The 24,235-nt window shown below is 56.7% G+C and carries 21 protein-coding genes; 13 read left to right on the forward strand and 8 right to left on the reverse strand.

The genetic code is table 11. The annotated features are described in order from the left end of the window. Positions 1 to 13 precede the first annotated feature (13 nt). The 3 genes from HB779_RS07710 (at position 14) to HB779_RS07720 (ending at position 2,642) form a co-directional block, all read left to right on the forward strand. Positions 14 to 337, forward strand: a complete 324-nt coding sequence (locus HB779_RS07710) for a YbaB/EbfC family nucleoid-associated protein (protein WP_188345149.1) — start codon at positions 14 to 16, stop codon at positions 335 to 337. A gap of 438 nt (positions 338 to 775) precedes the next feature. Then, positions 776 to 1,381: a recombination mediator RecR gene (gene recR, locus HB779_RS07715; protein ID WP_188345150.1), complete on the forward strand. Its 606-nt coding sequence runs from the start codon at positions 776 to 778 to the stop codon at positions 1,379 to 1,381. Positions 1,382 to 1,406: 25 nt separating this feature from the next. Next, complete coding sequence (locus HB779_RS07720; protein ID WP_188345830.1) at positions 1,407 to 2,642, forward strand: lytic murein transglycosylase; 1,236 nt, start codon at positions 1,407 to 1,409, stop codon at positions 2,640 to 2,642. Here HB779_RS07720 and HB779_RS07725 read toward each other — a convergent pair. Further along, positions 2,626 to 3,537 (reverse strand): LysR family transcriptional regulator, encoded by a 912-nt coding sequence (locus tag HB779_RS07725; RefSeq protein WP_188345151.1) that lies wholly within the window; start codon positions 3,535 to 3,537, stop codon positions 2,626 to 2,628. The two genes, HB779_RS07720 and HB779_RS07725, sit on opposite strands and share 17 nt — an antisense overlap. Before the next feature lie 130 nt (positions 3,538 to 3,667). Here HB779_RS07725 and ilvD point away from each other — a divergent pair, with 130 nt between their 5' ends. From ilvD to HB779_RS07750, 5 genes are all read left to right on the forward strand, one after another. Beyond that, positions 3,668 to 5,341, forward strand: a complete 1,674-nt coding sequence (gene ilvD, locus HB779_RS07730) for a dihydroxy-acid dehydratase (protein ID WP_188345152.1) — start codon at positions 3,668 to 3,670, stop codon at positions 5,339 to 5,341. 102 nt (positions 5,342 to 5,443) lie between these two features. Further along, positions 5,444 to 6,442 (forward strand): glutathione S-transferase family protein, encoded by a 999-nt coding sequence (locus HB779_RS07735; RefSeq protein WP_188345153.1) that lies wholly within the window; start codon positions 5,444 to 5,446, stop codon positions 6,440 to 6,442. Positions 6,443 to 6,672: 230 nt separating this feature from the next. Next, positions 6,673 to 7,224 (forward strand): MaoC family dehydratase, encoded by a 552-nt coding sequence (locus tag HB779_RS07740; RefSeq protein ID WP_188345154.1) that lies wholly within the window; start codon positions 6,673 to 6,675, stop codon positions 7,222 to 7,224. After that, positions 7,224 to 8,387, forward strand: a complete 1,164-nt coding sequence (locus HB779_RS07745) for a CaiB/BaiF CoA-transferase family protein (protein WP_188345155.1) — start codon at positions 7,224 to 7,226, stop codon at positions 8,385 to 8,387. The genes HB779_RS07740 and HB779_RS07745 overlap by 1 nt, the downstream gene beginning before the upstream one ends. A gap of 20 nt (positions 8,388 to 8,407) precedes the next feature. After that, positions 8,408 to 9,520, forward strand: a complete 1,113-nt coding sequence (locus tag HB779_RS07750; protein ID WP_188345831.1) for an ABC transporter substrate-binding protein — start codon at positions 8,408 to 8,410, stop codon at positions 9,518 to 9,520. Between the two features lies 1 nt (position 9,521). Here the strand turns inward: HB779_RS07750 and HB779_RS07755 are convergent, their stop codons facing one another. Continuing rightward, entirely contained in the window at positions 9,522 to 9,794 is a 273-nt protein-coding gene (locus tag HB779_RS07755; RefSeq protein ID WP_188345156.1) for a hypothetical protein, read from the reverse strand. Positions 9,795 to 10,003: 209 nt separating this feature from the next. Beyond that, positions 10,004 to 10,930 (reverse strand): transglutaminase family protein, encoded by a 927-nt coding sequence (locus HB779_RS07760; RefSeq protein WP_188345157.1) that lies wholly within the window; start codon positions 10,928 to 10,930, stop codon positions 10,004 to 10,006. Between the two features lie 149 nt (positions 10,931 to 11,079). On the opposite strand from HB779_RS07760, the gene HB779_RS07765 reads away from it, so the two are divergent. Further along, entirely contained in the window at positions 11,080 to 11,418 is a 339-nt protein-coding gene (locus HB779_RS07765; RefSeq protein ID WP_188345158.1) for a hypothetical protein, read from the forward strand. A gap of 18 nt (positions 11,419 to 11,436) precedes the next feature. Here the strand turns inward: HB779_RS07765 and HB779_RS07770 are convergent, their stop codons facing one another. Next, entirely contained in the window at positions 11,437 to 11,586 is a 150-nt protein-coding gene (locus HB779_RS07770; RefSeq protein ID WP_188345159.1) for a hypothetical protein, read from the reverse strand. A gap of 217 nt (positions 11,587 to 11,803) precedes the next feature. Between HB779_RS07770 and HB779_RS07775 the strand changes: the two genes are divergently transcribed. Further along, complete coding sequence (locus HB779_RS07775; protein ID WP_188345160.1) at positions 11,804 to 12,790, forward strand: aldo/keto reductase; 987 nt, start codon at positions 11,804 to 11,806, stop codon at positions 12,788 to 12,790. 11 nt (positions 12,791 to 12,801) lie between these two features. Further along, positions 12,802 to 13,215 (forward strand): DUF3830 family protein, encoded by a 414-nt coding sequence (locus HB779_RS07780; RefSeq protein WP_188345161.1) that lies wholly within the window; start codon positions 12,802 to 12,804, stop codon positions 13,213 to 13,215. Here HB779_RS07780 and HB779_RS07785 read toward each other — a convergent pair. From HB779_RS07785 to HB779_RS07795, 3 genes are read right to left on the reverse strand one after another with little or no spacing between them, the layout of a single operon-like run. After that, on the reverse strand, positions 13,212 to 16,322 hold the full coding sequence (locus HB779_RS07785; protein ID WP_188345162.1) for an efflux RND transporter permease subunit: 3,111 nt from the start codon (positions 16,320 to 16,322) through the stop codon (positions 13,212 to 13,214). The two genes, HB779_RS07780 and HB779_RS07785, sit on opposite strands and share 4 nt — an antisense overlap. Next, entirely contained in the window at positions 16,319 to 19,429 is a 3,111-nt protein-coding gene (locus HB779_RS07790) for an efflux RND transporter permease subunit (RefSeq protein WP_188345163.1), read from the reverse strand. Before HB779_RS07790 ends, HB779_RS07785 begins: the two co-directional genes overlap by 4 nt. Continuing rightward, the gene (locus HB779_RS07795) at positions 19,426 to 20,808 is read right to left on the reverse strand and encodes an efflux RND transporter periplasmic adaptor subunit (protein WP_188345164.1); all 1,383 of its coding nucleotides are present in this window, start codon (positions 20,806 to 20,808) and stop codon (positions 19,426 to 19,428) included. The genes HB779_RS07790 and HB779_RS07795 overlap by 4 nt, the downstream gene beginning before the upstream one ends. Positions 20,809 to 21,021: 213 nt before the next feature. Here HB779_RS07795 and HB779_RS07800 point away from each other — a divergent pair, with 213 nt between their 5' ends. After that, positions 21,022 to 22,002: an AI-2E family transporter gene (locus tag HB779_RS07800; protein WP_244642484.1), complete on the forward strand. Its 981-nt coding sequence runs from the start codon at positions 21,022 to 21,024 to the stop codon at positions 22,000 to 22,002. Positions 22,003 to 22,011: 9 nt separating this feature from the next. Here HB779_RS07800 and HB779_RS07805 read toward each other — a convergent pair whose 3' ends face one another. Further along, on the reverse strand, positions 22,012 to 22,548 hold the full coding sequence (locus HB779_RS07805; RefSeq protein WP_188345165.1) for a MarR family winged helix-turn-helix transcriptional regulator: 537 nt from the start codon (positions 22,546 to 22,548) through the stop codon (positions 22,012 to 22,014). Positions 22,549 to 22,667: 119 nt separating this feature from the next. Here HB779_RS07805 and HB779_RS07810 point away from each other — a divergent pair, with 119 nt between their 5' ends. Next, on the forward strand, positions 22,668 to 24,206 hold the full coding sequence (locus tag HB779_RS07810; protein ID WP_188345166.1) for an MDR family MFS transporter: 1,539 nt from the start codon (positions 22,668 to 22,670) through the stop codon (positions 24,204 to 24,206). Positions 24,207 to 24,235 lie beyond the last annotated feature (29 nt).

Genomic DNA, 24,235 nt, shown 5'->3' on the forward strand with positions numbered 1-24,235 from the left:
AGGAGTTTATCCCATGCGTGACATTATGGGCATGATGAAACAGGCCAAGGAAATGCAGGGCAAGATGGCCGCCATGCAGGAAGAGATCGCGGCATTGGAGGCTGAAGGTCAGTCCGGCGGTGGCCTTGTAACGGTCAAGCTTTCCGGCAAGGGTGCGCTGACATCGCTGAAGATTGATCCGTCGCTGTTCAAGGAGGACGATGTCGAGATTCTCGAAGATCTGATCATAGCTGCGCACAATGAGGCAAAGACCAAGGTCGAAGCAATCATGGCAGAAAAGACTCAGGCACTCACCGCTGGTCTGCCCATTCCACCCGGTTTCAAGCTGCCTTTTTGACCATGACGAGCACAACCATAAGCTTATTGGAAATGAGACCGGTTTAGTTTACATTTGGTCTTGGAGTGGAAGGCGAGCTATCACCCGCCTTCTTTTCTTATTTGAGGTATTGAACCCGGACGGTCCATGACCAGCTCGTCCGGGTTTTTCTCAAAATAAGCGTGATGCTAAACGGAAAGATCCGCATAGTTTCACCTCCAAGCTCGAGAGCAAGGCTGTTGCCGCAGTTGGAAAAGCCCATCTTTTCCAATCCACCGGCTGGCACGGTGTTGCTGCTTCTGCTCTCAAACCCTAATCGGGCGAGGGTGGATCATTGCTTGGTTGGTGAATGGCAGCAACAAATGCAGGGTTGTGTATTTTTGCAGTTATCGCCTCTCAGGTTGCGTTCCCGGCATGTCCCTGATTCCCTGCGAAGCAAATTTGCTCTAAACCGGCATTATGTCGAAACGAATCGCTGGCCCTGAAATTGAACGCCTGATCCAGTTGCTGGCTAAAGTGCCGGGACTCGGACCGCGCTCTGCCCGCCGCGCTGCCTTGCACCTCATCAAGAAGAAGGAAGCACTGCTTATCCCGCTGGGTTCGGCCATGCAGGAAGCAGCGGACAAGGTGCGCATCTGCACCACCTGCGGAAATGTGGATACATCCGACCCTTGCATGATCTGCACAGATCCACGGCGCGAACGTGCGACGCTGATTGTCGTCGAGGATGTCTCCGACCTTTGGGCTCTGGAGCGGGCAGGATCGATGAATGTCCGTTACCATGTGCTTGGCGGCCGCCTGTCTCCGCTTGATGGCGTTGGGCCGGATGATCTTAATATTGCGACGCTCGTCAGCCGTGTGGCGGAAGGCGAAATCAAGGAAGTCATCCTAGCCGTCAATGCGACGGTTGAGGGGCAGACGACGGCCCACTACATCACCGACCAGCTTGCAGATTTCGATATTCGCATCACCCGGCTTGCCCATGGTGTGCCGGTTGGCGGCGAACTGGATTATCTTGACGAGGGCACGCTGACGGCAGCGCTGCGCGCACGGACATCCCTATAGGAGAAAGCCTTTGACCGGACGCTCCATGAAACTGGCCCTCTGGGCTTTGGTCTCGATCTTCCTCTCCGCACATGCTGCCCTTGCCGCTTCGAAACCGGAAGTTGACGCCCAGTTCAAAACCTGGCTCGCCAATGATCTGTGGCCCGAAGCCAAGGCCAAAGGTATATCCAAGGCGACATTCGATCAGGCTTTTGCGGGCGTCACGTTGAATTTTGATCTGCCGGATCTCGTCATGCCTGGTGAAAAACCGCAGACGCCGAAGGCGCAGACGCAGTCTGAGTTCGGTTCTCCCGGTAAATATTTCAACGACAAAACGATCAATGCGGTGACGTCAGGCGGTGCTGCGCGGGCAGGGCAATATGCCAAGATTCTCAAGGCGGTCGAAGCGAAATATGGCGTGCCGGGTCCAATTGTCCTGGCGATCTGGGGCCGTGAGAGCGGCTATGGCAGTGTCAAGATTCCCAACAATGCCTTTACCGTTCTTGGCACCAAGGCCTTCATGGCAACGCGCAAGGAAATGTTTCGCAAGGAACTTGTTGCAGCGCTCGAGATTGTCGAAAAGGGCTATATCGGCGTTGGCACCATGAAAAGCTCATGGGCAGGCGCACTTGGTCAGCCGCAGTTCATGCCGACCTCATTTCTTGAACATGCAGTGGATTTTGATGGCGACGGCAAGCGTGACATCTGGAATTCTGTTCCCGATACGCTGGGTTCGATCGGGCATTACCTCGCGCAATTTGGCTGGCAGCGCGGCCGTGACTGGGGCTATGAAGTTTCTGTTCCGCAAAGCGTCAGCTGTTCGCTGGAAGGCCCTGATCGGGGCAAGCCGTTTGCCGCATGGGCCAAGTTGGGCATTGCCAGGGTCAACGGCAAGCCGTTCCCGGCAGATGAGACAAACCGGGAAGGCTTTCTGCTGATGCCGGCGGGGCGGCACGGCCCAGCTTTTGTCGTGACCAAAAACTTCTATGTGATCAAGGAATACAATATGAGCGATCTCTACGCGCTGTTCATCAGCCATGTGGGTGATCGCATAGGCAGCGGTGCGAAGGGCTTTTCTGTTGGTTGGGGCGACGTCGGCGGTCTCTACCGCTCAGACATTGCCGGTTTGCAGAAAGCGTTGGAGAAGAAGGGCTATGACGCTGGTGGCGCGGATGGTTTTCCGGGCTTCAAGACCCGACGCTCCATTGGCGATTGGCAGGCCAAACAGGGTATGGCCGCCACGTGTTTTCCGGACGAGGATCTGGTCAAGGCAATCCGCTGAATTCTGATGCAACTTGTATGAAATGCTCCAGCGTCGGCGATAGATCATCGCGGCGCCAAACAAGCCCCGTTTCGATGCAAGGCGGCGCATCTGCCAATTTCAGATAGCGCACACCGGCGCGGCCAAGCTTTTGCAGGGATTCCGGCACCAGCGCGATGCCCATACCAGCGGAAATCAGGCTGATAATCGTTTGCATCTGGATGGCTTCCTGTCCGATGGCGGGTACGGCACCATTCTGCAGATAAAATCCGGTGATCACGTCATGGAAAGCCGGGGCGCTGCGGCGCGGAAATATGATAAGCGGCTCGGTCAAAGCGGATTTGATATCGAATGTATCGCCGGAAACAGCAAGACGGCCGGATCTTATCCATTCGTCCGGAACGGCTGCCACCAGCTTTTCCCGCAGCAAGGGCAGATATGTCAGCGAGGCGTGCAGCGTCGCCTGTGGCGGCGGGATGATCAGCCCCGCATGAATATCACCGCTTAAGAGTGTCTCGATCTGCAGATCGCTGGTTGCCTCCTGCAGGGTGATTTCCACATCGGGATAGTCGTTCTTGTAGCGGCCCAGCAAATCCGGCAGCAGGCTGTAATCGGCGGTGCTGACAAATGCGAGTTTCAAGGTGCCGATGGCACCGCGCGCCAGGCGGCGGGCGATACCGGACAGGGTGGCCGCGTCATCCAGCAATTTTTGCACGTGATCGCGCCATTGTTCGCCGGCGGGCGTCAAGGCAACGCTGCGTTTGGTGCGGGCAAACAGCTGGACGCCAATTTCTTCTTCCAGCGCCTGAATGGTTTGGCTCAACGGCGGCTGGGTCATACCCAGCCTTTCCGCTGCACGGCCGAAATGCAGTTCCTCGGCAACAGTGATAAAGTAGCGCAACTGACGCAGGTCCATGTCTTTATTTGTAATATGAAAAAGCACCTAATCAAGCATGAATTATATGTTTCCTAGTTGTTTGGAAATGTTCTAGCCTAAGAATAAGGTCCAATAACCGGATCAAACACGTCATCGTGGAGGAACAGCCATGGCAGCCAATGAACGGTCGAAACATATCACCCAAGGTGTTGCACGCTCCCCCAACCGGGCGATGTATTATGCTCTCGGTTATGAGAAGGCGGATTTCGACAAACCGATGATCGGCATTGCCAATGGCCATTCCACCATCACGCCTTGTAATGCCGGCTTGCAGCCATTGGCCGATGCGGCGGTTGCCGCTGTCAGGGCAGCAGGCGGCAATCCGCAGATCTTCGGCACCCCGACCATTTCCGATGGCATGGCCATGGGCACCGAGGGCATGAAATATTCGCTCATCTCCCGCGAAGTGATTGCCGATTGCATCGAGACCTGCGTCAACGGCCAATGGATGGATGGTGTTCTGGTGCTTGGCGGCTGTGACAAGAACATGCCTGGCGGCATGATGGCGATTGCCCGCACCAACGTTCCGGCGATCTACGTCTATGGCGGCACGATCAAACCGGGCAAGTGGAAAGGCAAGGACCTCTCCATTGTCTCATCCTTTGAGGCTGTCGGCTCCTTCATGGCGGGCAAGATGAGCAAGGAGGATTTCGAAGGTATCGAGCGTCACGCCTGTCCCTCCACCGGATCCTGCGGTGGCATGTATACCGCAAACACCATGAGTTCCTCGTTTGAGGCACTCGGTATGTCGCTGATGTCGTCTTCGACCATGGCCAATCCCGATACTGAAAAAGTCGACAGCACTGCAGAGTCTGCCCGCGTGCTCGTGGAAGCTGTGCGTAACAACATTCGACCCCGCGATATTATCACCCGCAAATCTATTGAGAATGCCGTCTCGCTGATCATGGCGACGGGCGGCTCGACCAATGGCGTGTTGCATTTTCTTGCCATTGCCCATGCGGCTGAAGTCGAGTGGACGCTGGATGATTTCGAGCGCGTGCGCCGCAAGGTTCCTGTTATCTGCAATCTTCGCCCGTCCGGCCAATACATGGCGGTCGATCTGCATCAGGTTGGTGGTATCCCGCAGGTGCTGAAAATCCTGTTGAATGCCGGGCTGCTGCATGGCGACTGCCTGACCATCACCGGTCGCACGCTGGCCGAGGAACTGGCCCATGTGCCGGATGCGCCGCCTGCAGATCAGAACATCATCCGCCCCATCGACAAGGCACTCTACAAGGAAGGCCATCTGGCGATCCTCAAGGGCAATCTGGCAAGCGGTGGTGCTGTCGCCAAGATCACCGGCCTGAAAAATCCGGTCATTCAAGGGCTCGCGCGGGTGTTCGACGATGAGCAGTCGGCTATGGACGCTATTCTCTCCGATAAAATCAGGCCGGGCGATGTACTTGTATTGCGCTATCTCGGACCGAAAGGCGGACCCGGCATGCCAGAAATGCTGGCACCGACATCGGCGATCATCGGTCGCGGACTTGGTGAAAGCGTCGGTTTCATCACTGATGGGCGGTTCTCCGGCGGCACTTGGGGCATGGTTGTTGGCCATGTAACCCCGGAAGCTTTCGAAGGCGGCACCATCGCGCTGGTGAAAGAGGGAGACACGATCACGATCGACGCTCACAAGCAATTGCTGCAGCTCGAAGTCAGTGATGCGGAACTCGAAGAACGGCGCAAGGCATGGCAACAGCCAGCTCCGCGTTACACGCGCGGCGTGCTGGCAAAATTCGCCAAACTGGCCAAATCTGCCAGCGAAGGTGCTGTCACCGGATAGCGATTGTCGCGGGTGCAAATACAGTCTGTCAAAGCATGGATGGTATGAAAACGATCCATGAAATGCGATCCTGATGCTCAAGAAAAACTCAGGAAACGCACGATGCCAGCACTCGTCAACGGACAATGGATCAAGGGCGATGTCGCCGCCAGTGAAATGAAAGATGGCGCCTTTCATCGCGAGCCAACGCGGTTTCGCAACTGGATTACTCCGGATGGTGTGCTCGACAAGGAAGGCACGCCGACATTTAAGGCGGAGGCTGGACGTTACCAGCTTTTCGTTTCGTATCTCTGCCCGTGGGCCTCGCGCACGCTCATCTTCCGTAATCTCAAGGGGCTGGAAAATGTCGTCAGCATTGCCGTGTCGGAACCGGTGCTGGGCGAGAATGGCTGGACATTCCCCAATCTGGTTGATGCGGGTCCCAAGGCGCCGCCGATCCATTATCTGCACCAGCTTTATACCGCGAGCCTGCCGACCTATACAGGCAAGGTCTCCGTGCCTGTCCTGTGGGATAAGCAAGAAGGGCAGATCGTCAACAATGAGTCTGCCGATATTATCCGCATCCTGAATTCGGCCTTTGATGAACTGACAGGGGATCGCCGCGACTTCTACCCCGAAAGGCTGCATACCGAGATCGATCGCTGGAATACGTTTGTATATGACAATATCAACAACGGCGTCTATCGCGCCGGTTTTGCCAAGACACAGGCGAGCTACGATGCGGCTGTGCGTGATGTCTTTGCGGCGCTTGACGGGGTTGAGGCGCATCTGGCCGATCACCGTTATATCGCTGGGCAATACATAACGGAGGCGGACTGGCGTCTGTTCGTCACGCTGGTGCGGTTTGATGCCGCCTATAATGGCGTGTTCAAGTGCAACATCCGAAGACTGGAAGACTATCACCACCTCTCCAACTATCTCCGTGAACTCTATCAGTTTGAAAATGTCCGCGAGACGGTAAGGATCGATCAGATCAAGGCGGGCTATTATTCCATCGCCTCGGTCAATCCGACAGGCATCGTGCCCGCTGGTCCGTTGATTGATTTCGACCGTCCCCATGACCGGGAGCGTTTGTCGGGCAAAGGCGTCGTTATGCGTTGAACAATCAATGTTGCACATACTGGTTGAACGGGCCCGGCGGTTGAACAGACCGCCGGGCTTTTTGCATTGCAGTACATTTTCCTGCGTTTTATGGCTTGTCAGCCATACCCATATGTGAAAATATTATTCACAAAAGAAGATGCGGGAGAAAGTGCAATGAAACCTATGCGCCATGCTCCATGGCAAACAGCCAGTTGCCGTAGGGATAAAGATGGCGCGCTGGTGCAGCGATGAGCGAGGTTGCGCCTACCGTCGGTGTGTCATCGACCCATCCGAAAAACATGCCTGCCAGTCACGCCGCTCTGCCCGTGTGGAATTCTGAAAACTGGTTCTATGAGGACTGGCCGGTCGGCCAGAAAATCCGCTCGCTGCGGCGCACGATCGCCGAAAGCGACAGCCATATGTTCAATATGCTGGTGACGGATATCCATCCCTATGTGCAGGATCAGATGTTCGCTGAAAGCGAGGGCATTTTCGGCAAGCGGCTGGTGGCGGGCGCCTTTGTATTTTCCGCCGGTCTTGGCCTTGTCGCTACCAACTGCGTCAATGCGTTTTCCTATGGCTATGACAAGTTGCGTTTCATCAAGCCGGTCTTTCTCAACGACACGATCTACACCATCCGCACCAATCTGGATAAGCGCCCGCGCTACAAGGAATTGGGGCTGATCCGTGCGAGCTACGAGGTGTTCAAGAATGAGGGCGAGCTCGTTCTCTACTGCGAACACCTGCAGACGGTGAAATACCAGAACCCCGCCGATTTTATTGGAAAGACCGAGAAATAATGACCACCGAGAATGCCGATCTGCCGCTTGCCGGCCTGCTTGTTGTTGATATGAGCCAGTTTCTGTCGGGCCCCTATGCGTCGCTGCGCCTGATGGATCTCGGCGCGCGTGTTATCAAGATCGAGCGCCCGGATGGCGGCGATCTTTCCCGGCGGCTTTATCTCAGCGATACGGAAATCGGCGGCGACTCGACAATTTTTCATGCAATCAATCGCGCCAAGGAAAGTCTGGCCATTGATCTGAAAAGCCCTGATGATCTGGCTTCGCTGCGCACGCTGCTTGGCAAGGCTGATGTGCTGATCCAGAATTTTCGTCCGGGTGTCATCAAGCGCCTCGGACTCGATTATGAGGCAGTCAAAGTCATCAACCCGCGCCTCGTCTATGCCGGTATCAGCGGTTACGGCGAAGAGGGGCCGTGGGTTGGTCGTCCCGGCCAGGATTTGCTGGCGCAATCACGCTCCGGTCTGATGTGGTTGAACGGCGATGAAAGTCAGGGGCCTGTTCCCTTCGGCCTTGCGGTTGCCGATATGCTGGCAGGTGCAGCAACGGTGCAGGGCATTCTGGCGGCGCTGGTGCGGCGGGGAATTAGCGGTACCGGCAGCCATATCGAGACGAGCCTGCTGGAATCACTCATCGATTTCCAGTTCGAGGTGCTGACCACACATTTGAATGATGGCCGGCGGCTGCCCAAGCGTTCGGACTTCCGCAGCGCCCATGCCTATCTATCGGCGCCTTATGGCGTCTATCCGACCAAGGATAATTATCTTGCTCTCGCAATGACGCCGCTGCCCAAATTGGCTGATCTTCTTGGCCTTGATGCACTCGCACCCTACCGCGGTACGCCGGCAAGCTGGTTCACCGCGCGGGACGAGATCAAGCGGATCATCGCGGATAAACTTGCGACGCAAGACACGGATGACTGGCTGGCAATCCTTGAGCCTGCCGATATCTGGTGCGCCAAGGTTTTGAACTGGGAAGAGTTGATGGCGAGCGAGGGCTTCAAAGTTCTCGACATGCTGCAGACCGTCGAGCGGGAGGACGATGTGTCCATTCTGACGACACGCTCGCCCATCCGGGTCAACGGCAAGCGGGCTAGGTTCGACCGTGCTGCGCCACGTATTGGCGAACACAGCGCTGCCATCCGCAAGGAGTTTGGTCTGTGAGCAACATCACGCTGAAAGGTATGACGTGGAGCCATCCCCGCGGCTACGACCCGATGGTGGCCTGCTCGAAACTCTGGCACGGCAAGACGGGCATCACCATTGAATGGGACAAACGCTCGCTGCAGGACTTTGAATCGTTCTCCGTTGAAGAATTGGCTCGGGCCTACGATCTCATCGTTATTGATCATCCGCATGTCGGGCAGATCACGGCTGAAAACTGCCTCGCACCGCTGGATATTGCCGGGCGGGAAGCTGAGCGGGAGTCGTTGCGCAAAGGCAGCGTCGGCCGATCCTATCCAAGCTATGACTGGCAGGGGCATCAATGGGCGTTTCCCATCGATACGGCAACGCAGGTCTGTGCATGGCGTCCTGACCTGCTCGAACAGGCGCCTGAGACATGGGCCGACATGCTGGCTCTGGCACGCGACGGAAGAGTGCTTCTGCCGTTGCGGCCACCGCATACGCTGATGACTTTCTACACTTTGAGCGGCAATCTTGGTTCGCCATGCGCAACAGAACCGGGCGATTTGATCGACGGAGAAAATGGCATCCGGGCCTTTGAAATGATGTGCGAAATTGCGCACCTTGTTGATCCCGGCTGTTTTGATATGGACCCGATTGCCGTGCTTGAGAAAATGGCTGAAGCCGGATCAAAAGTGGCCTGTGCACCTTTGATCTACGGTTATGTCAACTATGCCATCAAGGGTTTCCGCCCAAACATTATTGCTTTTGCCGATATACCGGTTGCCGGCAGCAGCGGTCCGATTGGCTCTGCGCTTGGCGGTACGGGGATTGCCGTTTCGGCCTTTTCCGCAAACCGCAGAGCCGCCATCGACTTTGCTTACTGGATTGCCAGCGGCGATGTGCAGCGCAGCTCCTATGCGCAAGCCGGCGGGCAGCCTGGCCATGCGGATGCATGGGAAGATATAGCCGTTAACGCAGCCACATCAAATTTCTATATGGCAACACGCAAGACACTGGAGACGGCTTGGGTGCGCCCGCGCCACGATGGCTATATGGCTTTTCAGCAATCAGGCTCGGACCGTATCAATGCCGGGTTGCAGGGAAGTCATGAGGCGGCGCGTGTGATCCACGACCTGAACAGGCTTTTCCGGGACAGCTTTCTCCGGTAATTCAAGCGTAGCGTTTTTCGGCGCCCGGCTCGGTATCTGTGCCAGCCACAGCCGGGTGCGAATTCAAAGCCGTGATCACCGCGAGAGCTGCAAGAGAGTTGACACTGCGATTGCCGCGATTGAAGGCAGTCATCACCGTATCAGCAATGATTTTTGCCTCTTCATCCGTGCTGGATTTCACCAGAAGGGTCGCCGCCGCCCTGTCGTAGGCCGCTTGCATGAGGTCCCAATCGTCATTTGAATAGATGGGTTCGGGAGGCTTGGTAAAAGGCATGGGGGAATATTCCTTCCCTGAATCGAATGAAAATCCCGCTGTCAAAAAGGCTAACCGGTCAATTGTGGCTTGGCAAACCAAAATGATTTTCGCCTATTTTGAAATGGCTTACCGCAGTGCACATACCATCGCCAACGGGGAGAATGTGGCAATATCGCCCATGCAACATGAGCCGGCTGCCAATATTGAGGGGCAGCCGATTCGATCATTTACAGAGCGGATTCAGAATCCGTGCGCGCTTGTATGTTTCGCGAGAGACGCGACCATCTCTGGCTGAACCATGGGGTCATAAGTGAAATCTTTTCAAAGCGTTGGCTTGAAAAGGATGGATCGGTCTCCTCGAATGTCCAGACCTTGAAATTGGTCAGTTCATGCGGACCAAAAGTATGGATCAGCGGGATATCGGCAGCATCTCTGCCGCGCGCCACCACAATACGGCCGATGCGGCGCTGGTTGTGACGGGCGTCGAATGTATGCCATTTTCCACCGAGATAGACCTCGAACCAGGCGTTGAAATCCATTGGTGCTGCGTCAGCCGGAATGCCGATATCACCCATGTAGCCGTTGACGTATCGCGCCGGGATATTCATGCAGCGGCAGAAGGCAACTGCCAGATGTGCAAAGTCGCGGCACACGCCGACACGTTCTTCGTGCGCCTGCGCCGCAGTGCGGGTGGAGCGGGCAAAGCCATAGCTAAAGGTCAGCCTTTGATTGACATAATCGCAGATGGCCTGAACGCGGCTCCAGCCGGGTTTGACATGCCCGAACAGGCTCCACGCGAGATTGCTGAGCTCATCGGTTTCGCAATAACGGCTGGCTGAAAGAAATGCCAGACACTCGGTCGGCAGCTTATCCACGGTGTGTTCCTGCGCATTTTGATCCACAGGATCAGGCAAGCCGTCATCTTCGACGACAGCATCATATTTCAATGACAGGTTGCCGGCCGGGGCCAGCAGCCGCAGACAATTATTCCCGAAAAGATCTTTGAAGTTTTCAAGCTTGGCGGCAGGTAATGCCGTCGGACCGCGCTCGCAAACAATGTCGGACAGCCTGTCCGACTCCAGATTGAGGTATGTCGTCATAGGGGTTGGTTCGTTGCATTTGATAGCAATTTCATATCCGACACGGATCAGCATGGCGCATCCTTTTGGGGTTTTCAGGAAAACGCGGGGACGCCGTTCGGGTTCCGGTCGGAACAGAAAAATATCGATTGAACCCAGATTTTCTGGTCTCAGGGCGCGTTGCTAAGGCTCTTTAGGTTTTGTTGACCATGGGAGCGTAAAATTTGAAACGAATGTTGCCCCGGCCCGTTATGTCTCAACGATACGTTTTGAGAAAGCCGGCAGGGCAGGTGCAGGAAAGCATACCGTTTGAAGGTTCAATATTCACCGGCTCAGATGCGGGTGAATACGATCTTGCTCCAGAAATGGATGGGACGTTCATGACTGTAAAACAAAGACTATCACGTCCGCCCGTGGCAACAATTGTTCGCGCACAGCTTGCACGGCAGGAGTTTCGCAAAGCTGTACAGTCTTCTGAGCCCTCTCCGGCCGACAAGGAGATGTCCTCGCAGTTTGTCGATTTGCTGCAGCGTCTGGACAAGGCGGAAAAGTGCAAACGGTAAAATTTCCAGTCTTACAGCCTAGTTCCTGTTGATATCGGGCACGACCTTGCCCTGATAGGCCAGATGCGCAAAGCGTCCCGACTTTGCGGTGTAGTTTACAAAGCTGCCGAAGGACACGGCAAAGGCCAGGAAAATGCAAAAGATGATGCCAAGACGCTGTACAAGCATGACAGATACCCCGTTTAACTGACGCGAAGCTATGCTTTTCAAGCTGAACACGCACAGAACGGGTCATTCATTCAGCGTTTCAATTTATTAAAATTCTATGAAATGTGCAGCCTGAGACGGTACGCGTTGATCTCTGTCACAAGGCCGCATAGAGGAACAGATAATATCCGATTCCACTATGCCGCCAGTTCGGCCGCCGCGACAGGGAAACATTGTTATGAAAACCAGAATTTTGGGACGCACTGGCTACGAGATTTCAGAAATTGGCTTCGGTGCGTGGCAGATCGGCGGCTCCTGGGGTGACGTTTCCGAAGATGATGGCAAGAAGGCGTTGAATGCCGCTCTGGATGCAGGTGTTACCTTCATCGACACCGCTGATGTCTATGGCGATGGCCGTTCGGAACGCATCATTGCCGATGTGCTGAAAGCACGTGGTGGTACGCGCCCGACAGTTGCGACCAAAGCTGGCCGCAGGCTCAATCCGCATGTGGCCGATGGCTACAATGCACAGAATCTGGAAGCGTTTGTTGACCGCAGCCTGAAGAACCTCGAAGTCGAAACACTGGATCTCGTGCAACTGCATTGTCCGCCGACAGAAGTTTATTATCGTCCTGATGTGTTTGAAGCGCTCGACGCCCTGAAGGCTAAGGGCAAGATCCGCCATTACGGAGTGTCGGTCGAAAAGGTCGAGGAAGCGTTGAAGGCAATCGAATATCCCGGCGTTGCCACCATCCAGATCATCTACAATATCTTCCGCCAGCGTCCGCATGATCTCTTCCTGCAGGAAGCCGCCAAGAAGAATGTCGGCGTCATCGTACGCGTGCCGCTAGCCTCGGGTCTGCTCACCGGCAAGCTCAATGCGCAGACCGTGTTCGCCAAGGAGGATCATCGCAATTTCAACCGCAATGGCGAGGCCTTCGATGTGGGCGAAACCTTTGCCGGTGTGCCGTTCGACGTAGCGCTTGCCGCTGTCGAAGAGTTGAAGCCGCTGGTGCCTCAGGGTGTTTCCATGGTGCAGTTCGCACTGCGCTGGATTCTGGAACAGAAGGCGGTTTCCGTCGTTATTCCCGGCGCGCGCAATGAGGCACAGGCAAACGGCAATGCCAGCGCCGGTGATATTACTGCCCTGCCGGTTGAAACACTGGCAAAAATTACCGCACTTTACGAAAAGTCCATCAAGCCGCATGTACATCAGAAGTGGTAGCAGGGGCTGATATGACGAAGCTGAAGATAAGCGCCGGACCATTTACGTTCGAGGCCCGGCTCGAAACCGCAGAGGCGCCGAAAACGTGCGCGTCATTTCTCGGACGGCTGCCGTTCGAGAGCAAGGCCGTGCATGTCCGCTGGAGCGGCGAGGCGGTCTGGATGCCGCTCGGCGATTATGATTTCAACGTTGGCTACGAAAACCACACCAGCTATCCCGCGCCCGGTCAGATTATTCTTTATCCCGGTGGCATCAGTGAAACGGAAATCCTGCTTGCCTATGGCGGCGTGCATTTCGCCTCAAAGGTCGGGCAGCTTGCGGGCAATCATTTCATCACGATCACGTCGGGCATCGAGAACCTTGCCAAGCTTGGCAAACTGACGCTTTGGGAAGGTGCCCAGACAATCCGCTTCGAACTGGCCTAAACGGTCGTTTCCCCGGCAATTGTGCGCGCTGGTTCCACCGGCTTTGTCGACCAGCGTTGATGCAGCCGCGCCAGCATCAGATAGATGACCGGCGTCGTGTAAAGCGTCAGTATCTGCGAAACGATCAGCCCGCCGACAATGGTGATCCCCAATGGACGCCGCAACTCCGTACCGGGACCCGTGGCGATGATCAGTGGAATCGCGCCCATGATCGCTGCAAGCGTGGTCATCAGGATTGGCCGGAAGCGCTTGAGGCAGGCTTGATAGATCGCATCTTCCGGTGACAGGCCGAACCTGCGTTCACCCTGCAATGCGAAGTCCACCATCATGATACCGTTCTTCTTCACAATGCCGATCAGCAGGATAATCCCGACAAAGGCGATCAGGGTCAGCTCTGTGCCAGTGACCATCAGCGCCAGCAGTGCGCCAAGCCCGGCCGATGGCAGGGTGGAAATGATGGTCAGCGGATGGGCGAGGCTTTCATAGAGAATGCCCAGCACGATATAGACGGTCAGCAGCGCTGCAAGAATGAGCAGGGGCTGGCTGCCCGACGATTGGGTCAATGTGGCCGCGTCGCCGGCAAATTCCGCGTGCAGCGCATCAGGCAGGTGCATGCCAAGGACCGCCGCCTGTACTGCACTGTTGGCATCCTCCAGCGTGGTCCCAAGCGCCAGATTGTAGGAGATCGTTACCGAGGGAAACTGGCCCTGATGGTTCACGGTAAGTGGAGCCAGAGTGCGTTCGATCCTGGCAACGCTGCTGAGTGGCACCTGCACGCCGCCCGCACCCGCAACATGCAGATTGGTGATCTGCTCAGGGTCAAGCGCATATCCATTGTCGGCTTCGATCACGACGCGATATTGGTTGCGCGCCGAATAGATGGTCGAGACCTGACGCTGCGAGAAGGCATTGTTGAGCGCGCTGTCGATGCTACCAATGGCAACACCCAGCCGGGCAGCCGCGGTGCGGTCGATTGATACCGTCGCCTGCAGGCCGCTTGGCTGGCGATCCGCGACAACGTCGGTCAGGCCGGGTTCGAGCTTCAGGCGATCGAGCACCTTCGGTGCCCATGCCACCAGCTCATCGAAGTTCGCATCCCACAGAGTGAATTGGTATTGCGATTGGGTGGAGCGTCCTCCGGCACGGATATCGCCGGGTGAGAAAAGGAAAGTCGTGAGTCCCGCGACGGCGGAGAGCGATTTGCGCATGCGGTCGATGACCACGGCCGTCGGGTCACGTTCTTTCTCGGGTTTCAGCGAAATCAGCAGCTGTCCGCGATTGGCACCACTGGAAAATCCGCCTCCGACGGAGGACCCGACACCAGCAACGGCCGGGTCTGCCTTGGCAATGGCGGCCGCCTGCCGCTGCAGGATGACCATTGCCGGGTAGGAAATATCCGTCGATGCCTGTGTGCCACCCATAATGAAGCCCGTATCGTCCTGCGGGAAAAACCCCTTGGGGATTTTCACATAAAGAAACGCTGTGATGGCAACGCAGGCGAGAATAACGGTCACCGCAAGCACCCGGTGATAGAGCACGCTTTTCAGTGTTCTGGCGTAAAAGCTGATCACCGCGTCGAGCGAACCTTCGACAATACGCCCGAACAATCCGGGGCGGGCTTCGGGATCGTGCGGTTTCAGCCTGTGGCCACAGATCATCGGCGTGACGGTCAATGACACAACGGTCGAAACGGCGATGGTGAAAGCCAGTGTCAGCGAGAATGTCTGAAAGAACCGGCCGACAATACCGCCCATGAAAAAGAGGGGAATAAATGCTGCCAACAATGACAGGCTGATGGAAACAACAGTGAAACCGATCTGGCGCGCACCTTCCAGTGCAGCGCGCATTGGCTTCATCCCCTCTTCGAGATTGGCATAGATATTCTCGATCATGACGATGGCATCGTCCACCACAAAACCGACAGATACGGCCAGCGCCATCAGGGAGAGATTGTCGATGGAAAGTCCCCAGGCCCACATCGCCGCAAAGGTGCCCGCCAGCGACAGCGGTACCGTGACGCCTGCTGCGATGGTCGGTGTGGCGCGCCGCAGGAAAACCATCACCACCGCCATGACGAGGCAGATCGTTGCCAGCAGCGTCCACTGCATGTCATTGACGCTGGCGTGGATGGTAGTCGTTCGATCGGACAGTACAGCGATGTCGATACCGGCCGGTACAAGCCGCTTCACCTCCGGCAGAAGCGCTTTCACAGCATCCACGGTTGCGATCACATTGGCGTTCGCCTGTTTGGTGATCATAAGCAAGACGGACGATTTGCCGTCATACCAGGCGTCGGAGCGGCTGTTGCGCACGCCCTGTTCCACGGTGGCAACATCGGAAAGGCGCACCGCTGTTCCATCACCCGTGTGAATGATGATGCGGCCGTAATCTTCCGGCGTCTTCAATTGCGCATTGATGCCGAGTGAAAAGGCAAAGTCGGCGCCGTCGATCGAGCCGACCGGTTCGGCTACATTGGCGTTGGTGATCGCGGTTCGCACGCTATCGAGCGACAGGCCCATAGCCGCAAGCCGGTCAGGGTTCAAACGGACACGGACGGCGGGCTGGTCAGCACCACTGGCCGTCACTTCGCCGACGCCGTCGACTTGAGAAATGCGCTGGACGATGACCGTGTCGGCCGCATCATAAACAGCACTCGGAGATACGGTATCGGAGGTCAGCGCGAGAATAAGCACCGGAGCTGCAGCCGGGTTGACCTTGCGGAAGTTTGGCAGGCTTGGCAGATCAGACGGCAGGTCCGTTGCCGCTGCATTGAGTGCCGCCTGTACGTCCTGCGCAGCGCCGTCAACATCGCGCGACAGGTCAAACTGAACGGTGATGTTTGTTGAGCCCAGAGAACTGACAGATGTCAGTTCCGTCACGCCGGCAATGGAGCCCAAGCGCCGTTCGAGTGGTGCGGCAACGCTTGCCGCCATGGTGGCCGGGTCCGCTCCGGGCCGGCTGGCCGAGACGCGGATTGTCGGCAGGTCAACCGAAGGCAGGCTGGCAACCGGCAGAAAGCCATAGGCGACGATACCGAGCATCAGCAATCCCAAAGCCAGCAGCGTGGTTCCTACTGGTCTGCGGATGAACGGGTCGGAAATGTTCATATTTCGTCGCCCGTTTCCGGCGCGGGCGTGCCTGTGGGGCGGCCGACAATCCGGCTGCGCAGCCGCTCAAATCCGAGATAGATAACCGGCGTCGTGTAAAGTGTCAGAAGCTGGCTGAGCACCAGGCCGCCGATAATGCTGATGCCGAGCGGCGTGCGCAGTTCCGAACCTGTTCCCTGTGCCAGCGCCAGTGGCAATGCGCCGAACAACGCGGCCAGCGTTGTCATCATGATCGGACGGAAACGCAGGATCGAGGCTTTGACAATTGCCTCACGCGGGTCAAGCCGTTCGGTTCGTTCCGCTTCGAGAGCGAAATCGATCATCATGATCGCGTTCTTTTTCACGATACCCATCAGCAGTACGATGCCGATCAGCGCGATGATCGACAGGTCCTGGCCGAACAGCATCAGCGCAAGCAGGGCTCCGACACCCGCCGACGGCAGGGTTGAAAGAATGGTGATGGGGTGAATGGCGCTTTCATAGAGCACACCAAGCACAATGTAGATGGTGATGATTGCCGCGAGGATCAGCCATGGCTCGCCAGCCAGCGAGCTGGAGAATTCGGCCGCATCACCGGAATATTGCCCACGGATCGAGGCAGGCATCGCAATGGCGTTTTCCGCCGATTTGATCGCGGTCACGGCGTGACTGAGCGACGAGCCTGCGGCAAGGTCAAAGCTGATAGTCACGGCCGGAAATTGCTCGTCGTGACCGATGACAAGTGGCGCGGTTGTGAAAGAGGCTGTGGCGAAAGCACTCAACTGAACCTGCGTGCCGCCAGAACCGCTGACATAAAGTTTGTCCAATGATTTTGGGTCACTCTGATATTGCGGTGCCGCTTCGAGAATGATGCGATACTGGTTGGCCTGTCCGTAGATGGTGCCAATCTGGCGCTGACCGAATGCGTCGTTGAGTGTGTCACTGACTGCCTGCATGGACACGCCAAGCCGGGACGCGGTTTCGCGATCGACATTGACGAAAATCCGCCCGCCGCCCATCTCGATTTCCGAGGCGACATTGATCAGGACGGGATCCTGCTGCAGCTGTTTGGCCAGTTTCTGGGCCCAGTCAACAACCGTCGCAGTGTCGGTACCGGTCAGCGTATATTGATACGGTGCACGGCTGGAGCGGGTGCTGATACGGATATCCTGCACGCTCTGGAACGTAACCTGCACACCCGGAATATCAGAGGTCTCGCCGCGCAGCCGCTCGATGATCTGTATTGCCGAATCCGACCGTTGGTCCTGCGGCTTCAGGACCAGACTAAGCGTGCCGGTATTGGGTGTCAGGTTTGTCGTGCTGGTGCCGACAACCGAGACGGCGCCCGCAATATCCTTGTCATGCTGTATCCGGTCGGTAACGACAGCCTGTGTCCGCTTGATGGCTTCGAACGAAGTGGTCGGCTCGGTCTCGATAATGGCTGTAATCAGACCCGTATCCTGCGACGGAAGAAAGCCTTTGGGGATGACAACGTAAAGTGCGATCGTTGCCGCAAGCGTTATGGCGGTTAAAAGCAGCATGAGCGCACTGCGGTCGAGCGCCCAGAGCAGGCTGCGTCTGTAGCCCTCGATCACCCTGTCCATTCCCTGATCGATACGGTGCAGTATGCCGCGACGCTCACCTTCATCCCGCCCATGCAGGATTCGTGCGCACATCATCGGCGTCAGGGTCAGTGAAACGATGGCCGACACCACAACAGCAATTGTCAGTGTCAGAGCGAACTCACGGAACATGCGGCCGACAATGCCGGTCATGAACAGCAGGGGAATGAAGACGGCAATCAGCGAGACAGTCAGCGAGACGATGGTAAAACCGATTTCGCCCGCGCCCTTGAGTGCCGCTTCAAGTGGCCCTTCGCCATCTTCGATATGGCGGACAATGTTCTCGATCATGACAATGGCATCATCAACCACAAAGCCTGTGCCGATGGTCAACGCCATCAGCGACAGATTATCGAGACTGAACCCGGCAAACCACATGACCCCGAAGGTCGCAACGAGCGACAGCGGCAGGGCCACACCGGCAATGATCGTGGCACGCATGGTGCGCAGGAAGATGAAGACGACAAGAATGACCAGCGCGATACTGATCGCCAGTGTCAATTGCACATCGTGAATGGAGGCGCGGATCGTGTCCGTCCGGTCATTCACCACATCCAGCGTTACGCCCGCAGGCAGTGCCTGTTTGAGGCGCGGCAACTGCTGCAGGACGCGGCTGACCGTATCAATGACATTGGCACCCGGCTGGCGCATCACATCAATGACCACCGCCGGTTGTCCCTGATACCACGCGCCGACACGGGCGTTTTCCAGCCCTTCAACCACTGTCGCTACGTCTTTCAACAGGACGGGCGAGCCGTTCTTGTAGGTGACGATGATGGAGTTATAGGTCTGGGGATCGACGATCTGGTCGTTCGCCGAAATCGTGTAAGATTGGTGCGTGCCATCCAGTGCACCCTTGGCACCGGCCACACTGGCATTGGTGATCGCGGTACGGATGTCTTCCAGCGCAATGCCGTAGGAGGCAAGCCGTGGCAGGTCCGCCTGGATACGCACGGCCGGTCTTACGCCGCCCTGAATGTTGACATTGCCGACGCCGGTCACTTCGCTCAGCCGCTGCGCCATCATCGTATCGGCGAAATCACTCAAATTGCGGATGGAATAACTGGTGGAACGCAGTGCAAGCGTGATGATGGGTGTATCGGCCGGATTCACCTTGGCATAGGTCGGAGGGTAGGGCAGTGTCCGCGGCAGCAACGAACCGGCAGCATTGATGGCGGCCTGCACATCCTGCGACGCCCCGTCAATATCCCGGTCAAGATCGAATTGCAGCGTTACCTGACTGATGCCGAAAGCGCTGGATGAAACCATCGATGCGAGTGAGGGTATCTGCCCCAGCTGTCGTTCCAGCGGCGCTGTAACCAGCGAGGCCATCGTGTCAGGGTTGGCGCCTGGAAGCTGTGTCGTCACCTGTATGGTCGGAAAATCCACCTGCGGTAGCGGCGCTACCGGCAGTGCGAGATAACCGAGTATGCCGCCGAGCAGTACCGCAATCCCCAAAAGCGAGGTGGCGATTGGCCGGTGAATGAAGGGCGTCGAGATACTCATTGCGGGGTGCCGGGCGAGCTTGCAGGCGCATTCCCGGTTGCCGCTTCTCCATTTGTGCCATTGGTCGCGCCGCCCTGCTGACCACCTTGCTGATTGCGCCGCTTATGCTGCCGCTCTCCGCTTTTCGGTGTTGCATCAGGTTGTTTGGTATCCGCAGCCGGCTGACCAGCGGGAGCTGCCGTTGGATCGGAGCCATCGGATATCAGAACCTTGGCACCGTCCTGCAGACGGGCAAAACCTGTCGTGACAACCCGGTCACCTGCGGCCACGCCATCGGTGATTACGGCTTGCACATCGTCCTGCTGGCCGACAGTGATCTGATGCATCGCAACAGTATCATCCGGTTGAAGGATGTAGACAAAGGTTCCGTTAGGGCCGCGCTGCACTGCAGCCGTCGGAACCACAATTGCTCCAGTCAAGGTCTGGACCAGAAGACGGGCATTGACGAAGGCGCCCGGCCACAGCACGAGCTTGTCGTTGGGAAAGTTCGCCTTGAGTTTCACGGTGCCCGTGGTCGGGTCTATCTGATTGTCGATAACAGCCAGAGTGCCGTTGTCGATGACCGTCTTTCCGTCACCCGACAGGGCTTCCACACTCAACGTGTTGGCGGCGCTTGCCCGGTTGATCTTGGCAAGCTTTTGTTGCGGGATTGCGAATTGCACTGAAATTGGTTTGATCTGCGACAGTGTCACAATACCCGTCGCGTCGCCGGTGCTGACAATATTGCCGACATCAACATTGCGGATGCCGGTTCGCCCGCCAATCGGCGCACGAATAACCGTATAGTCCAATGTAGCCTGTGCGCTTTCAATGGATGCCTGATCCGATTGAATCTGTGCCTGATACTGCGCAACCAAGGCTCGTTGCGTATCTGCCTGCTGCTGTGTGCCGGCATTGGTCTGGGCGAGGCGCACATAGCGCTCCAGATCCAGCTTCGAATTGGCCAGAAGTGCCTCGTCCTGTGCCTTCTTGGCGATCGCCTGGTCAAGCTGGGCCCGGTAAATTGCGTCATCAATACGGGCCAGTACATCGCCTGCTTTTACATCCTGGCCTTCCTGAAATTCGATGGTGGCAAGCTTGCCGCTGACCTGCGAGCGGACCACAACCGTATTCAACGGCCGGACCGATCCGACACCATCGATATAGACAGGAACATCAGCGGACTTGGCTTCCGCGACAAGAACATTTGCCGGGCCGAGGCTCTGTCCGCCGCCGCGCCGCGAGCCGCCACGGCGCCCATTCTGGTTGCCAGTGTTTCCACCCGCATTCTGCGCGGAAACGCCCTGCATATTCAACCAGCGGTCGCGCGTCACGTATGCGGCCGCGCCAAGGGCTGCAACCACCACGATCGACATCAGGACGCGCGTTTTCGATACCATCAACTCACCTGTTCTTGTCTTTCCCCGAAAGGGTATAAGAGAAACAGCACATTAGCGGTTAAAGGCCCACCATGGAAATTGCTCTTGCCATTAAATTTTGTCCATATTTGTGCGGCTTTTGCTTGCGTATATACGGGGATCAAGGCTAGGAACGATTTGTAACAGATAGCCCTTCTCAGGTGCCCTTTGCTGACTGCCACAAGGCTCTATGTCGTGTCATTCGGAATGACGCTTATCGCTCTCATTGCTGTCCTTGAGCTTGGACTGCTTTCGGCCCTTTTATCCGGCCTGCTGGTCTACAATCTCGTGCACCTTGCAGCACCGCTGCTTGGTAAGCTGGGCGTCTCCAACAGTTTGACGAAAACCCTTGCTCTGGCTCTGCTGGCGGGGATTTTCATCCTGTTGATCGTGGTGGCTGTTATCAGCGGTCTCAGCCAATTGAACAATGGTACCGAGGGCGTTGTGTCATTGTTCAAGAAGATGGCGGAAATCATCGATACGGCGCAGGTGCATGTGCCCGCCTGGGCGAAGGAGTATTTCCCGTCCAACCTCGACGAGCTGGAATCCATTGCTGCCAAATGGCTGCGTGAACATGCCGGTCAGTTGCAGCTTGTCGGCCGTGATTTCGGGGTGCTGATCGTCCGTATCATCGTGGGCATGGTTATTGGCGGCCTGATCGCCCTGAGCTCGGTCAATATATCGCGTGAACCCGGGCCTTTGGCCGTGGCTCTTATCGACCGTGCCGATGTTCTCAGCGGCGCTTTCCGTAACATCGTTTTCTCGCAGATCCGGATTTCGGCACTGAACACATTTTTCACGGCGATCTATCTGGTCGTCATCCTGCCGCTTCTCGGGGTCCATCTGCCATTGGTCAAGACGATGATCGTCGTCACCTTCGTCGCCGGTCTTCTGCCCGTCATCGGTAATCTGATCTCCAATACGATCATCGTTATCGTCGGACTCAGCGTTTCCTTTGTGGCTGCATTCGGCTCGCTGGCTTTCCTCGTCATCATCCACAAGCTGGAATATTTCCTGAATGCCCGGATTATCGGCGCACGGATTAAATCCCGCTCGTGGGAATTGCTGCTGGCAATGGTCGTGATGGAGGCATGGTTCGGTATAGCCGGGCTTATTGCAGCGCCAATCTATTACGCCTACCTCAAAGACGAACTGAGCGCGCGCAAGCTGATTTAGGCCCCGAGGCTAATCCATCCGCTCTGTCGCATCCGTCACGTTGCGCGCAAACAGCTGTTCAAACCCGGTGACATACCTGTCAAAAAGTTTGGCAAAGATTTCGATTTCTTCGGCAGACCAGTCTGCCACCACGCTTTCGACAATAGATTGTTTCAGCGCGTGAAGTTCGGTGACCAGACGTTGTCCGAGCGCTGTGATGACCACGACAATCCGCCGCGCATCTGTCTGCGATGCCTTTCGGCGCAACACGTTCTTGGCAACCATTTCGGCCACGATGCGGCTGGCGCGTGAAGGATCGATCCGCAGCGTGTCGGCAATCAATCCGACCGTGACTTCGCCATTGAGCTCACCGCGCCGGACGGCATCGAGAACATCGAGATGAGTAAGTTCCAGACCGGGCGCGATCTTCTGGATGGCAAGTCGGCCAATGACCCGTCTGCCGGTCATCAACCGCATCCGGGTCATCACCTGTCCAATGCGCAGAAGATCGTCATTCGTTCCGGTTTCTGGGGTTTCAAGTGTTTGTGTTGCCGTGGTTGTTGTCATGATTCCACCATAGCAGATGCCAGCGCGCATTGAAATATGTGAAAGTCATAAAAGTGCCATTGACATATGTATGCTGATAGCACATAAATTGCGCCAATTCAAACCGGATACCCAATCCCATGGATGCTACAAGTACTTTTGAGCCGCTCGTTGCGGACCCGCGCAAACGGCTGACGCTTTTCTTCTTTCTGATGGCGGCTATGTTCATGGCCGTACTCGACAACCAGATTGTCTCTACAGCCTTGCCAACCATTGTTGGGGAATTCGGCGAGCTTGAGCGCTTCGCGTGGATCGGCTCTGCCTATCTGCTCGCGGTCAGTGCGGTGATGCCGGTTTATGGCAAGCTGGGCGATCTGTTCGGGCGCAAATATGTAATGATCGTCGCCATAACCATTTTCACCCTTGGCTCTGCAGTCTGCGGTCTTGCGATTTCCATGAACACGTTGATTGCGGCGCGGGTACTGCAGGGATTTGGCGGCGGCGGCGTCATGGTCTCTATCTTCTCCGTCACGGCCGATCTGTTCGAACCGCGCGAGCGCGCACGCTATCAGAGTTACATCAGCCTTGTGTTCATGGCCTCCGGCGCCATCGGACCGGTGCTCGGCGGCACAATGAGCGACCTGTTCGGCTGGCGTTCGATCTTCCTGATCAATCTGCCCATCGGGCTCATTGTCATTGCCGGGCTGGTCTTCATGCTTCCCTACCGCAAACCGGCACGGAAGCCGAAGATCGATTATGCCGGTGCTGTCCTGCTTGCCCTGACAACGACCAGCCTCGTTCTGGCGGCCGATGGCGCGCAGCTGTTCGGTTCACTGCTGGCACCTCAGACTGTTTCGCTTGTCGTGTTTGCTGCCCTGTGTGCAATGGCCTGGGTTTTTGTCGAGCGCCGCGCGCCCGAACCGATCATTCCATTGTCGCTGTTCGGCAACTCGACTTTTACCCTGTTCCTGATCATTTCGATCGCCAGCGGTTCTATAGCAATCGGCATGGTCAATTATTTCGCCTTCTTCCTGCAGACCACAACGGGCCTCTCCCCATCGCTTGCAGGCCTGCTGTTCATCCTCCTGACGGGTGGTATTGTCGGCGGCTCGCTGTTCACCGGCCGTCTGATCTCGATCACCGGCCGCTACAAATACCTGTCCGTGACCAGCCTTACATTGAGCGCCATCGCCTTTGCATTGCTCACGCAGGTTCATGCGGGAACACCGGTAATTATCATTGGTCTGTTGATGCTGATGCACGGTGTCGGTATCGGTATTGGGCAGCAGCTTCCCATTATCGGTGTGCAGAATGCGGCGGGCAGCCGGGATGTGGGTGCCGCAACCGGGTCAGTGTCTCTGGCACGCATGGCCGGAGCCTCGATTGCTATTTCCGCCTATGGGGCGATCATCGCGGCCAACCTGCCGCACAATGCCGGAAGTATTCCGGGCGTCAGCAATATCGGGGAATTGACACCTAAGATGATGGCGGCGCTTCCCGAAGAAGCACGCCGGATGCTTGCTGACAGCTATGCCGCAGCATTCACCCCGCTGTTTCTGACGGCGACCTGTATCGCTTTGTTCGGATTGCTGATGGCGATGCTCCTGAAGCCGGTACAATTACCCGGTGCCGGCGCGGCCAAGAAACTTGAACCGGCTGTTGCCGAGGCGGCTGAATAGGCCGTTTCTGCGCTTCGTTCAACTTACCG

The sequence above is a fragment of the Phyllobacterium sp. 628 genome, from assembly GCF_014189505.1.
Classification (GTDB): Bacteria; Pseudomonadota; Alphaproteobacteria; order Rhizobiales; family Rhizobiaceae; genus Phyllobacterium.